The sequence below is a fragment of the Kitasatospora sp. NPDC058048 genome (assembly GCF_042885555.1).
In the GTDB taxonomy this organism is placed as follows: domain Bacteria; phylum Actinomycetota; class Actinomycetes; order Streptomycetales; family Streptomycetaceae; genus Kitasatospora; species Kitasatospora lactacystinica.
In genome coordinates, this window is record NZ_JBHVRT010000001.1 from 395,153 (window position 1) to 409,167 (window position 14,015).

Genomic DNA, 14,015 nt, shown 5'->3' on the forward strand with positions numbered 1-14,015 from the left:
GGGGGATGGTCTCCGATGGTCGAACGGCGGCGGTCGAAGGAGGCGCGGGTGCGGGGAGCGCGCCGGATCACGCCCGGGGGCGGTCGACGCCGTCCCCGGGCGGGTCGTCCGACGCCTCGGCGATCGCCGCCGCCACCGCGTGCACATGGGGCGGGCGGACGATGCCGTAGTGCGTCGTGTCGAGCCGGTGCCAGGTGCTGGGTTCCGGGAGGTACGGGCGCCACAGCTCCCGCTGCCGTTCCGGCGACCCCGCCCACGGCAGCCCCTCCACCGGCCGCCCGGCCAGCCACAGCCGGCTGGGCGTGGCGCTCAGCATCGGCATCCGGTAGTCGGCCATGCTCCGCAGGTTGGCCCGGCAGCACCGGACCAGACGTTCGGCGTAGCCGTGGGCCTCGGGACCGGCCGGCACCGACCCGCCCTGGCCGAGCTCGTGCGTGAACACCGCCTGGAGCTGCGCGTCGTCGTACTCCTGGAAGAGCCCGCCTGAACCGGGCGGCGGCGGGTCGATCAGGTGGACGCCGTGGACCGGCCGGCCGATCGCCTCCGCCTCCGCGGCCATCCCCATCACCGCCCAGGCACCGAAGGACCAACCGGCCAGGTGCAGCCTCCGGGTGCCGTCCGCGAAGCGTGCCCGCAGGGCGGCGGCGTAGCGGCGGGCCCGCTCGGACAGTGTCCAGTCCGCGGTCCCGGGCCGTTCCAGCGCGGGGTCGGCGATCAGGCAGACGGTCGGCCGGGGGCCCAGTGCCGACACCAGGGACCGGTAGGCCTGGATGTCGCCGCCGACCGGGTGCACCAGGCACAGCACGTCGGTTCCGGTGCCCTGCTGCCAGATCTCCGGAACCACGCTCTCCGTGCCGACGGCCCTGGCCGGTGTCGCCTCGGACAACCGGGTGAGGATTTCGGTGAGGGAGACCCGGTGGCTGAACCGTGACAGTTCCAGCTCGACATCGAAGTGACGTTTCACCAGGCCGATCAGGTCGAGCAGGGTCAGCGAGTCGACGCCCAGGTCGTAGAGCGAGGCGTCGGGATCGATGCGGTCGAGATCCAGCCAGTCGCACAGCCGGTCGTGGAGCAGGGCGGCCGCGCTGTCGTCGGCCGCATGGGCCGCGTCAGCCGTTGCGGCCGTAGCGGCCCCCATGGTGCCTCCGGCGGACACCGGCGCGGTCCCGGTGGGCAGGGCAGGAGCGGGCGGCACGAGGGCCCCGGCGCCGGGCGCCGAGTAGAACGCGCGGGACGCGTGGAGGTCGGTGGTGGAGACCAGCACCTGCGGCAGCTGCAGTCCCATGGTCCGCGCGAACACCCGCTTGCCCTCGGCCACCGTCAGCCCGACCGACAGGTGCGCCCGGTGGCGTGCGTCGGCCCGCGGCGCGCGCAGCGCCATGCCGGCCTCGCTCCACACGTCCCAGTTCACGCCGAGCCGGACCGTGGTCCCGGCGTCACCGGACGACCGGTACTGGGCGAAGCCGTCGAGCAGGCTGTTGGCGGCCGCGTAGTCGAACTGGCCGACGCCGCCGAGCTCCGCGGACATCGACGAGCAGTACACCGCCACCGACGGCCGGTAGCGCTCGATCACCTGCTCGACCAGCAGGGCACCCTGCAGCTTGGCGGCGGACGCCCGCCCCATCGCCGCGGCGTCGCGCCGGGCGATCATGCCGCCGCTCGCCGCCCCGACGGCGTGGATCACGCTGTCGAGACGGTCGGTGCGACGACCGATACGGGCCATCACCTCCTCGGGCGCCGACTCCGCGAGATCGGCTTCGACCAGCTCGACCCGGTCGGCCCAGGGCATCAGCTCCTCCGGCAGCCGAGGACTCCTGGCCAGCAGCAGGACCCGGGCGCCGCCGTTCTCCAGCAGCCAGGCGGCGATGCTGCGGCCGATCCCGCCGGTGCCGCCCAGCACCAGGTGCACGCCTCCGGAGGGCAGCCCGACGGGGCCCGGGCCGGCCGTGGACACCGGCAGCGTGACCTGTTCCCACCAGTGGCCCTGGCGCAGCGCCAGCCGGCGCGGAAGGGCGGCCGCGGCCGCCGGGGTCGCGGCCTCGGTCAGCAGTGCCGCCAGCGGTACGGCCCAGTGGGCGGGGTCCGCACCGGGGACGTCGACCCAGTGGCCCGCCCCGGCCTCCTCCTGGGGCGCCACCTCGGCGGCACCGGCCAGCAGGCCCCCCTCCGGCCGCTCCACCGGGCCGTCCACCGGCCTCGCCCGGTACGACAGCCACCACGGCCTCAGCCGCAGTGGCCCGGCGGCGTCGGCCACGGCCCGCAGCAGTGCGGCCGGCGTGTCCAGACAGGCCCAGCGGGCCCGGGCCAGGCTGTCCCGGCCGACCGGGCCGCCGATCCCCAGCGGCAGCGCGTGCACCCAGTCGATGCCGTCCTCGCCCGCACCCGAACCCGCACCCGAAGCAGTGCTTGAACCCGCACCCGAACCCGTGCCCGAACCCGTTCCCGTACCCGCCAGTGCGTCGAGAAGCCGGCCGAGCGAGGCGGGGTCGGCCGGGTCGACCTCGTAGTCGCCGTCGCCCCGCCGGGCGAACGCCTCGGCGGTCCGGACCCGCACCACCCGGGCGTAGCCGGCCTCGAAGGCGCGGACCGCCTCCGGGGGTGCCGGTCCGTCCGTGAGCAGCACCAGCAGCCGGGAGGTGCGCGAGCCGATCGCCGAGCCCGCTCGGCGCAGCCGCGCCCAGTGCGGCTGGTGCAGCCAGGCGTCCTCCGGAAGGCGCCGCGGAACGTCGGCGGCGGCCGGGCCGGCCGGGTCCGGGGCCGCCGGGACCGGGGCCGCCGTGGCGCGGGGGAAATCGAACTCCGCCAGCTCGAAGGCCGGCGGCGGGAAGTCCCACGGTGCCTGCGCGGGGCCGGCGGGCCAGTCGATCCGCTCGCCGGACAGCCAGGCCGCGGCCGTCGCCTCGGCGGTGAGGCCTTCGCTCGGAACCGGTGCCCTAGTACCGGCCTCCCCCGCTCCCGCTCCCGCGTCCGTGATCCGGCCCGCGCCGCGCAGCCAGGCCACGGCGGCCGAGGCGTCGGGGCAGACCGCTGCCAGGCGTCGGCGGCGTGCGGGACGGCCCGCCTGGAGGTGGCGCAGCACCTGCGGATAGGCGGAGGGCCGGGCCTCCAGGTAGTCGGCGATCCGGGCGGCGTCGGCGCGCAGGCCCGCTTCGCTGCTGCTGGAGAGCAGCAGGCAGGGAGGCGCGGGGGTGCCCGGTGCCGCGTCGCCCACCGTCGGGCCCGCTGTGCCGGTCGTCCCGGGGGCCGGCCGGTCGGCCTCCAGGACCGCGTGGGCGTTGGTGCCGCCGATCCCGAAGCTGCTCACCGCCGCGATCCTGTCCCGGTCCGCGGGCCAGGGCCGGGCCTCGGTGGGGACGTAGAACGGCGTGGGGTCGGCGCCGAGCTGCGGATTGAGGGCGTGGAAGCCGACGTTGGGCGGGATCACGCCGTGGTGGACCGCGAGTGCGGCCCGTACCAGCCCGACCACGCCGGCCGCCGCGCCCAGGTGTCCTATCTGGCTCTTGACCGAGGTCAGCGCGCAGTGGCCGGACCGGTCCAGGTCGAAGGCCTGGCGCAGGGCGCCGACCTCGACCGGGTCGCCGAGCCGGGTGGCGGTGCCGTGGGCCTCGACATAGCCGAGGTCGGCGGCGCCGCGGCCGCTGCGGCGCAGGGCCGCGCGGATCACCTCGCGTTGCCCGGCGAGCGAGGGGGCGCTGTAGCTCAGCTTGTCGGAGCCGTCGTTGTTCAACGCCGTACCGGTGATCAGGGCGTAGACGGTGTCGCCGTCGCGTCGGGCCAGCCGGAGCGGCTTGAGCACCACCGTGCCGACGCCGCTCGCGCCGATGGTGCCGCTCGCGTCGTCGCTGAAGGGCCGGCAGCGACCGTCCACGGAGAAGATGTGCTGCGGCCGGTAGCGGTATCCGCCGGTCAGGGTCGGGTCGACCAGGACTCCGCCCGCCAGCATCACCTCGGCGTCGCCCTGGCGCAGCATCCCGGCGGCGACGTGGACGGCCACCAGCGAACTGGCGCAGGCCGCCTGGGTGGTGAAGGCGGGCCCCGTCAGCCCCAGGTGGTAGGCCGCCTTGGTGGCGAGGAAGTCCTTGTCGTGGTGCAGGGCCAACTGGAAGCCGTCGGGCAGGCGTTCGGGGTCGGCCTCGCGGAGCATGGACTGGAAGTAGGTGCTCTCACCGGCTCCGGCGACCAGGCCGACGCGCGCACCCGACGGGTCGGCGATCCCGGCATGTGCCAGGGCCTCGACACAGCTCATCAGCAGGTGCCGTTGCTGGGGGTCCATCAGCCGGGCCTCCTGCCGGCCGATGCCGAAGTGGTCCGGGTCGAAGTCCAGGGGGCCGTCCAACTGGCTGCGCGCGCCGACCAGGCCGTCGGCGGCGTCGAAGTGCTCGATGCCGGTGCCGCCCGTGGTGACCATCCGCCAGAACGCGGCGAGATCGGACGCGCCCGGAAGCCGTACCGCCATGCCGACGACCGCGATCGGCTCGTCCAGGGCGATCGGGCCGGCGGCGGCGATCCGCCCGGCGGCTTCGGCCGGTGCCCCGGCAGCGGTGGCGGCACGTGGGGATCCGCCGTCCGCGGCCGTTGCCGACCGGTCCAGGAAGTCGGCCAGCGCCCGTACGGTGACGTGCTCGAACAGATCGGCGACGGTGAAGCGCAGGCCCGCTTCGGTGGTGCAGCGCAGCTGGAAGCGCATCAGGCCCAGGCTGGAGGCCCCGGCGTCGAAGAAGGTCTGCCCCGGGTCGATCGCCAGGCCGGTGACGGCCTCGAACGCCTCGGTCAGCAGGGCCTCGCGCGCCGACAGACCGGCGGCGCGGCCCGTCGGACGGCGCAGGTCCCGCCCGGCGGAGCGCAGCGCGCCCCGACGGTCCAGCTTGCCGCTGGGGGTCCTGGGCAGCTCCCTCACCACCCGGAAGCGGGCGATCCGGACGTGACCGGGCAGCATCGGCGCCAGGTGCGCGGTGAGCTCCTCGACCGTGGGCGCCTCCCCGCGGCATTGCAGGCAGGCCACCAGTTCCTCGCCGTCGCGGACCACCACGGCGTTGACGACGGCCGGGTGCCGCAGCAGGGCCGCCTCGACCTGTCCCGGCTCCAGCCGGTGTCCGCTCAGCTTGATCTGGTCGTCGTCCCGGCCCAGGAAGTGCAGCCGGCCCTGCCGGTCGAAGCGGGCCCGGTCGCCGCTGCGGTAGCACAGGCCGAGGCCGGGCAGCTCGACGAAGCGCGCGTCGTTGAGCGCCGGGTCTCCCAGGTAGCAGCGCGCCGCCATGGTGCCGCCGATCAGCAGGGTGCCGGCGCGGCCGGGGGGAACGGGCTCGTCGGCCTCGTCGACCACCGTGAGCAGCGCGTTGGCCACCGGTCGGCCGATGGCGGGACGCTCCGGCCACAGGGCCGGATCGCCGTCCAGGCAGTGGCTGCTCACCACGTGCGTCTCGGTCGGGCCGTAGTGGTTGAACAGCCGGGCGCCCGGCAGGCCCGCGAACCAGCGGCGGATCGCCTCGGTGCACACCAGCTGCTCGCCGGCGGTGACCACCTCCCGCAGCCGCGAGGGGTAGCGGCCCAGGTGAACGCCGTGCTCGGCGAGGAGCTGGAGTGCCACGTAGGGCATGAAGACGCGCTCCGCACCGGCCGTCTCCAGCTGCTCCAGCAGCGCGGGGGCGTCCTGCCGCCAGCCGGGCCGGACCAGGTGCAGGCAGCCGCCGGCGCACAGCGTCCCGAAGACCTCCTGGAAGGACACGTCGAAGGAGAGCATGGAGAACTGCTGGGTGGCCGCCGGGGCCGCCAGTCCTCCCGACTCCGCCTGCCACTGCAGCAGGTTGCACAGGGTGCGGTCGGACACCTGCACGCCCTTGGGGACACCGGTGGAGCCCGAGGTGAACAGGGTGTAGAGCGGTCGGGCCCCGCGGTGCGCCGGGCCGGCGGGTACGGCGGGTACGGCGGGTGCGGCGGGTGCGGCGGGTGCGGTGTCGGGCGCGGCGGGTACGGCAGGCCCGGCGGGTGACAGCACCACCGGGTGGCGCGCGACGCGGCCCGGGTCGACCGCGTCGAACTCCGGGTCACCGCCCGGGGGCAGCAGCACGCACAGCGGCGCCACCTGGTCCAGCACCTGGCGGCGCAGGGCCGGTGGATAGGACGGGTCGAGCGGCACGATGGTCACGTTGAGCCTGGCCAGCGCCAGCAGCGCCACCACGTGCTCGACCGACGGCCCCAGGTGCAGTGCGACGCAGCACGGACGGTCGTCCCCGTCCGGCAGCGGGTGGTCGGCCCGCAGTTCGGCGGCGAGCGCCGCCGCGTGGGCGTCCAGTTCGGCGTAGCTCACCGGTCGGCCGTCGGACATCAGGGCCGGTGCGTCGGGTGTGCGGGCGACCTGCCGGGCGAAGCCCTCGGCCACCGTCGTCCAGGCCGGAACCGCCGGGGCGCCACGACCGGGTTGCGGCAGTCCGCGGCGGTAGGGTGCCGCCAGCTCGGCCGGGGTCGCCGTCCCGCCGTCGGCGAGCAGGTCCAGACCCCGCCGGAACAGGCCCGCCATCGCCGCCGCCTCGGCGGCGTCGAAGCGGTCGTCGGCGTACTCCCACAGGCAGTCGAGACCGCCCTCGTGCTCGACCACGGACAGCGTCATCGGGCACTTGGCCTCGGCCGGGGCCCACCACAGCGGGCGGGCGGCGCAGCCGGGCAGGGCCAGCGCACCGAAGTCGGTGTTCTCCAGGACGAACAGGTAGTCGAACGGGGAGTCGCCCCCGGCCGGCGCCCGGTCGGCCAGGACGTCGGCCAGCGCCACGTCCTGGCGGTCCAGCACCCGGCGGGCTTCGGCGCCCTGGCGCAGCAGTTGGCCGCGCAGCTCCTCGCGGGGTGCGACGGCCTGCGGCAGCAGCACGGTGTTGGCGAACATGCCGACGCTGCCCTCGAACTCCTGGACCGGCCGGTTGGCCACCGGTGCGGCGATCCGCGGCCTGGTCGCGCCGGTCACCCCGTACAGGCTCCAGGCGAAGACGCCGAGCAGCAACTCGAAGCGGGTCATGCCCAGTTCGGCGCAGATCCGGTCCACGGCGGCGCGCCGCACGACGTCCAGCGAGGTGTGCAGCAGGCCGGCCCGGGAGAAGGGCGGAGCTCCGGCCGGGTCACCGGGGTCGTGGTCCACCGCCTCCTCCGACCGGGCGTAGTGGGCCCGCAGTTCGGCGCGCTGGGCCAGGTAGGCGGGGCCGGCGAACCAGTCGGCCTGCCAGGCGGCGTAGTCCAGCGGGGTGGGCACCGGGGCGGTGTCCGTCCGCCGCGGGGCCTCGGCGGCGCCGCCGAGGGCGTGCCGGTAGCCGGACGACAGGTCGTTCAGCAGGACGTTGAGCGACCAGCCGTCGACCGCGATGTGGTGCAGGTGGAGCAGCAGCACCCCTCCCCCGTCCTGCGGCAGCCAGCAGGCGCGCAGCATCCGGGGGCGGGCCAGGTCGAACGGCACGGCGAAGAAACGTTCCGCCACGGCGCGCGCACCGTCCTCGCCGCCGATGCCGACCACCCCCGGGCCGGGTTCGGCCCGCAGTCCGGGTTCGGTCCACGAGTCGGGTTCGGTCCACGGGTCGTACGGGTCCCCGACCAGCTGGCGCAGGCCCTCGGGCGCGGCCTCGAAGGCGGTGCGCAGGGCCGCGTGGAGCCGCACCAGTTCCCGCAGCGAGCCGCGCAACGCGTCGGAGTCGACCGGGCCGTCCAGGCGGAAGGCCAGTTCCACCGCGTAGGCCCGGGAGCTCGGCGCCCGCTGCTGCAGCAGCCACAGGCGCTGCTGCTCGCTGGTGGCGGACGCCGAGCGTGCCCGGGTGGGCGCGGGCGGCACCGGGTACGGCGAGTCGGCGGCTCCGGCCTCCGCCACCGCCACCGCCACCGCCCGGGCGATCCCCGCCACGTCCCCGGTCAGCACGCAGGCCTGGGGCAGTTCGCAGCCCCAGCGCCGGCGCACCTCGAAGCGCAGCCGCAGCGCCTTGAGCGAGTCGCCGCCGGAGGCGATCCAGCGGTCGTCCAGCCGCAGGTCCGGCACCCCGAGCACCTCGGCCGCCAGGGCCAGCACCTCGCGCTGCCGCGCGGTGACGACCGCGCCGCCCGGCCGGTCGCCCTCCGGGCCGCGCCAGGGCCGGTCGTTCCGGCGCAGCAGGGCGGCCCGGTCGACCTTGCCGTTGGCGTTCAGCGGGAGCGCGTCCACCCGGTGGATGTGATGGGGCCTCATGTATCCCGGCAGCCCGGCCGCCAGATGGCGGTCGAACTCCTCGAACGGGACCTCCTCCCCGAGCACGACGTACGCCAGCAGCTCGTTCGGGCCGTCCTCCCCGAGCCTGCGGGTGCACACGTACGCCTGCCGCACCGCCGGATGCGTGACGATCTGCCGCTCCAGCTCGCCGGGCTCGATCCGGAAGCCGCGGACCTTCACCTGGCGGTCGGCGCGCCCGACGTACTCGATCAGGCCGTCGGCGTCGGCGCGCACGAGGTCGCCGGTGCGGTAGTACGTGGTGCGGCCGTCGTCGTACCAGGGCAGCCGGACGAACCGGCGCTCCGTCTCCTCGGGCAGCTCGCGGTAGCCGGCCGCGAGACCGGCGCCGGACAGATGGAGTTCGGCCACCTCCCCGGGCGCCGCGAGCCGGTCGCCGTCCGGGGCCACCAGCACGGCCCCCGTCCCCGGCAGCACCCGTCCGATCGGCACCAGGTCCCCGTCGAAGTCGCGCGGGATCGGGTGGCACAGCGCGAAGGTGGTGGTCTCGGTGGGGCCGTAGACGTTGTGCAGCCAGGTGGGGGCCGCCGCGTTGTGCCGGTACCAGCGGCGGATCAGCCGGGCGTTGAGCTGCTCGCCGCCGACCAGCAGCTGTCCGACCCCGGCGAAGCAGGACGGCTCCGTGTCCACCACCGCGTTGAACAGCGCCACCGTGACGAAGGCCGTGTCGATGCGCTCCCGCAACAGGGCGGCGGCCAGCCGGTGCGGCGTCTGGACGGCCTCGTCACCGAGGACGACGCAGCAGCCGCCGGTCAGCAGCGGCACCCAGACCTCGAAACTCAAGGCGTCGAACGCCGGATTGGACAGGCAGGAGTAGCGGGCTCCCCGCTCGATGCGGATGTACCCCGGGCTCGCCAGCCGCAGGATGCCGGCGTCCCGCACCTCGACGCCCTTGGGGCGGCCGGTCGTGCCCGAGGTGTAGAAGAGGAAGGAGACCGGCGCCCCGGTGAAGACCGCCTCCCGGTCGCCCGGTCCGGCCGCCAGCAGCGCCGCCGCCGCCAGCGGGCGCACCCGGCCCGGCAGGTCGTCGGGTGCCGTCCCGCCGTGGACCACGGCCACGCTGGACGAGTCCGTCAGGATGTGGCGTCGGCGTTCCGCCGGGCTCTGCGCGTCCAGCGGGACGACCAGGGCACCGAGCCGAAGGACGCCCAGCATGACGCAGACCAGCTGCCAGGAGCGCGGCAGGCAGACCGCCACCGCCTCACCGGGGCGGACGCCGGCACGGCGCAGCCCGTGGGCCACCGCCGCGGCGGCGGCCTCCAGGCCCGTGTAGTCCAGCCGGACGTCGCCGTCGACCAGCGCGACGGCCCGGGGGGTGCGCAGGGCCTGCTCGTGCACCGCCAGGGCGAGGCCGGTGGCCGTGGGCGTGACGGGGGCTGCGCCCGCGGCGCTCTCGGCGGGCATCAGGCCTCCCCGGCGGACGCGGCGGACACGGCGGACGGCTGTCCGGGTACGGGCGCAGCCGGGGCGGGCGGCGGCGGGAGCGCCGGGTGGCGGTCCAGTTCGGCCGCGATCAGCTCGGCGATCCGGGGCACCGCCGCACTCTCCAGCAGGTCCCAGTGCCCGCCGGCGACCGGCTCGACCAGCAGGCCGCCGCCGGCCCGCCGCTGCCAGAACGCGCGTACGGCACGCGCCAGTTGCTCCTCCTGCTCCCGGTCCGCGTTCCCGGCGGCCGACGCGTCCCCGGCGGCCTCGACCAGCACCAGCCGGGCCGGTGAGGGCGGCGTCCGGTAGTCGCGGGCGGTCATCCGGTTGTGGTTGTAGATGCGGAAGTACCGGTCGATCTGCTCGTCCTCGATCCCCGGGTACATCCCGTTGAACCTGATGAGCTTGTCGCGGAACTCGGCCATCGGCACGGGCTCGATCGAGGCGAGCTGCTCCGTGTCCTCGGTTCCATGGGTGTCGAGCAGCACCACGCTGAACCGGGTGTGCCCGGCCCGGGCCAGTCGGCGCCCCATCTCGTGGGCGACCAGGCCGCCGTAGGAGAGCCCGCACAGCACCAGCGCCTCGTCCGGACGGGGGTCCACCAGCGCCAGGTACTGCTCCGCCATGGCCTCGACCGTGGGCAGCGGCGTCTCCCCGGGGTTGATCCCGGGCGACTGCACCCCGAGGACGCCGACCCGGTCGGGCAGCGCCGCGGCCAGCGGCAAGTAGCAGAACGCGGTACCGCCGGCCGGGTGGACGCAGACCACCCGCTGTCGTCCGTCCCCCCGCCGGAACTCGACCAGGTTGCCGTCCGGTGCGCCCGACGCCCCCGCCCGGAGCCGTTCGGCCAGGGCCTCGATGGTCGGGTTCTGCACGAGGTCGCGGATCGGCAGGGTCTCGCCGAACTCCTCACGGACGGCCAGGGCGACCTTGATGGCGGATATGGAAGTGCCGCCCAGATCGAAGAAGTTGTCGGATATCCCGATGCCGGGGTGGAGCAGCACCCGCCGCCAGATGGTGTGCAGCGTCATCTCCACGTGGTCCCGCGGGCTCGCCGTGTTGACCCGGGCACGGGTCGCGGAGCGGGCCGCGTCCAGCAGCGCGGCGCGGTCCGGCTTGCCGCTGCGGTTGAGCGGCAGCCGCGGCAGTTCCACGAAGAGCGCGGGGATCATGTAGTCCGGCAGCCGCCGCGCCAGGGCGGCACGCCACTCGTGCGGTCGGCGCGGCTCGGCGTCGCCCCGGCCCAGGCCCGCCACCAGGCGCAGCTCGCCCGCGGCGTCGCGGTCGGCCAGCACCGCCGCCTCCCGCACACCGGGGAGGGCCAGCAGTGCGGCCTCGATCTCCCCCGGCTCGATCCGGAAGCCGCGCAGTTTGACCTGGTCGTCGCCGCGGCCGAGGTACTGGGCGTTGCCGTCCGGAAGCCAGCGGGCGAGGTCCCCGGTGCGGTACAGGCGTTCACCGGGCAGGAAGGGGTCGTCGACGAAGCGCTCGGCGGTCAGGTCCGGGCGGTGCAGGTAGCCCCGGGCCAGGCTCGCCCCGCCGAGGAAGACCTCGCCGGTCACCCCGGTCGGCACCGGCCGGAGCCGCCGGTCGAGCAGGTAGAGGCGGGTGTTGTCGAGGGGGCGGCCGATCGGGCACGGCCGGTCCAGCGGCCGCGGGTCGGTGTAGGCGGTGCTGTACAGGGTGGCCTCGGTGGGCCCGTAGCCGTAGCAGACGCGCAGGCCGGGCAGCGCCTGCTGAAGGCGGTGCAGCGCCTTCTCCGGGAGGGACTCCACCCCGGTCAGCAGTTGACGGAGCACCAGCCCGTCCAGGCGCGCCTCGGGGTCCTCGTCGATCCACGTGACGTAGGACGGCGGCAGGAAGGCCTGCACGACGCGGTGCTCGCGCATCCAACCCAGCAGTTCCTCCGGGTCGCCGCGCAGCTCGTCGGGGACCAGGTGCAGCACGGCGCCGGTGGTGAGCGGCATCAGCAACTCGTGCACCGAGGCGTCGAATCCGATGCTCGACCAGGCGGAGGCCGCCTCGCCGGGGGTGGCCCCGAAGCGCGCCAGCCAGGTGTCGAAGAGGTTGAGGACGCTGCCGTGGGTCACCGCCACGCCCTTGGGGCGGCCGGTGGAGCCGGAGGTGTAGATGACATAGGCGAGCTGCGACGGCCCGGCGGTGATCCCCGGCGCGTCGTCGCGCTCCGCCTCGGCCTCGACCGCCCGCACCGGCTGCCAGTCCCCGGGCGGCACGTCGGCGTCGCTGAGCACCAGGGCCGGCGCCGCGTCCTCGACCATCGCGGCCAGCCGCTCGACCGGCTGGCCCGGGTCCAGCGGCAGGTAGGCGGCGCCCGCCTTGAGGATGCCGAGGACGCCCACCACCAGCTCGGTCGAGCGCCCGGAGTGCAGGCCGACCACCTGGTCCGGGCCGATGCCGCGGGCGATCAGCGCGTGCGCCAGCCGGTTGGCGCGGCGGTCGAGCGCGGCGTAGTCGAGTCGCTCCCCCTCCCGGACCAGAGCCGGACCGGTGGGGCGGGTCCGGACCTGGGCCTGGAAGCGCTCGACCAACCCGGCCGGGGCGGCAGCGGCGGGCGTCGCCGGCCCGTGGTCACGGTCGTCCCGGTGGGTGCCGTCGCCTGGGTGGTCCCGGTGGGTGCCCTCGCCTCGGTCGTCCCGGTGGGCGGCGCGGTCGGCGCCGCTCCACTCCGACAGCACCCGGCGGCGCTCCTCCTCGTCCATCAGCTCCAGCTCGTCCACGCCCAGGTCGGGCCGGTCGACCAACTGGGCCAGCACGCGGAGCAGATAGCCCGCGTAGCGCTCGGCCGTCGGGTGGTCGAACAGCGCGACGGCGTAGTCCAGATGGCCGACCACCCGGCCGTCGTCCTCCTCCGCCAGCGACAGGGCCAGGTCGAACTTGGCCCCGGCGTACGGGATGCCGAGCGGCTCGACCTCGATCCCGGGCAGGTCCAGCAGGCCCTTCCGGGAGGGCTGCCAGGCGACCATGGTCTGGAACAGCGGGGTGTGGGCGGTGCTGCGCGGCGGGTTGATCAGCTCCACGACCCGCTCGAACGGCAGGTCCTGGTGCTTCAGGGCGGCCCGCAGCGACCCGCGCACCTGTTTCAGCACGGCCGACCCGGTCGGCGAGTCCGCCAGATCGACCCGCACGGCCAGGGAGTTGACGAAGAATCCGATCAGGTCGGAGAAGGTGCCGCGGCGGCGGTTCGCCGTCGGGACGCCGACGACGATGTCGCTCTGGCCGGTCAGCCGCGACAGCACCACGGACCAGCCGGCCAGCACGGCCGTGAACAGGGTTCCGCCCTGCCGGCGCGCGAGCGACGTGAGGGCGGTGCCGAGTTCCCCGTCGATGGAGAGCGGCACCCGGCCGCCGCGGTGGTCCTGCTCCGGCGGTCGGGGGCGGTCGGTGGGCAGTTCGAGCAGGGCCGGGGCGCCGGCGAGGGCTTCCCTCCAGTGGGCGGCCTGCACCGCCGGTTCGTCCCCGGACGCCCACTCCCGCTGCCAACGGGTGTAGTCGGCGTACTGCAGGGCCAGCGGCGGCAGCGGGGAGTGCGCGGCGCCGGCACGGAAGGCCGTGTACAGCGTGCCGAGTTCGCGCAGCATCACGGTCATCGACCAGCCGTCGAAGACCGCGTGGTGCAGGGTCAGCAGCAGCACGTGGTGCCGCTCGGCCAGGACGATCAGGCGCCCGCGCGCCAGCGGGCCGCGGCTCAGGTCGAAGGGCGTGTCGTACTCCGCGCGCTGCAGGGCGGTGACGCGCGCCCCGGCGTCCGGGAGCCCGGTCAGGTCGTCCACCGCGAGGGTGTAGCCGGAGTCGGGGGGACCGATCAGCTGGTGGAGACCGTCTCCGCCGGCGACCAGCCGGGTGCGCAGCACCTCGTGACGGGAGACCAGTTCGTCGAGCGCGCGGGCGAGCACCGCCCGGTCGAGGGTTCCGCGCAGGGTGAAGGCCAGGGTCTCGTTGTACGCGGCGTTGGCGCCGTCCAGCTGGGACAGCGCCCAGAGCCGCTGCTGTCCCGGCGCGGGCTCCGGGAGCCGGACCCCGGCCGCCGCCGGGGTGTCGGCCCCGCGCGCGGGACGCGTGTCCGCCTGGTCGGTGGTGGTGCCGTGGGGCTCGTACGTCTCCGACAAGGCCAGACCTTTCCTGGGGGAGGGTCGTTGCGGGGGTCGACGGCGCGGTGGCGGTGCGTGGGGGGAGCGGCCGGTGACCCCGGTGGTGCGGATCGGATCGCCTGGACCGGGGCCCCGATCGGATCGCTCGAATCGCTCGGATCGCTTCGAACGCGCGCGGAACCCCGGGGTGACGGACGGTCGGCATCCGTTGGAGCCCGGGCGGTCCAGGGCGGCACACAAGGGTGCCC

2 protein-coding genes are annotated in these 14,015 nt (G+C 75.5%); both read right to left on the reverse strand.

Features of this window, described 5'->3' with window-relative positions; genetic code table 11:
- Positions 1 to 67: 67 nt before the first annotated feature.
- Positions 68 to 9,637 (reverse strand): amino acid adenylation domain-containing protein, encoded by a 9,570-nt coding sequence (locus ACFVVA_RS01525; protein WP_387684579.1) that lies wholly within the window; start codon positions 9,635 to 9,637, stop codon positions 68 to 70.
- A complete protein-coding gene (locus ACFVVA_RS01530; RefSeq protein ID WP_387684795.1) occupies positions 9,637 to 13,791 on the reverse strand; it encodes an amino acid adenylation domain-containing protein in 4,155 nt (1,384 codons plus the stop codon). Before ACFVVA_RS01530 ends, ACFVVA_RS01525 begins: the two co-directional genes overlap by 1 nt.
- Positions 13,792 to 14,015 lie beyond the last annotated feature (224 nt).

Excerpts from the sequence above, each read along its gene's own strand:
- ACFVVA_RS01525 (WP_387684579.1), bottom strand. The coding sequence starts at position 9,637 with ATGCCCGCCGAGAGCGCCGCGGGCGCAGCCCCCGTCACGCCCACGGCC.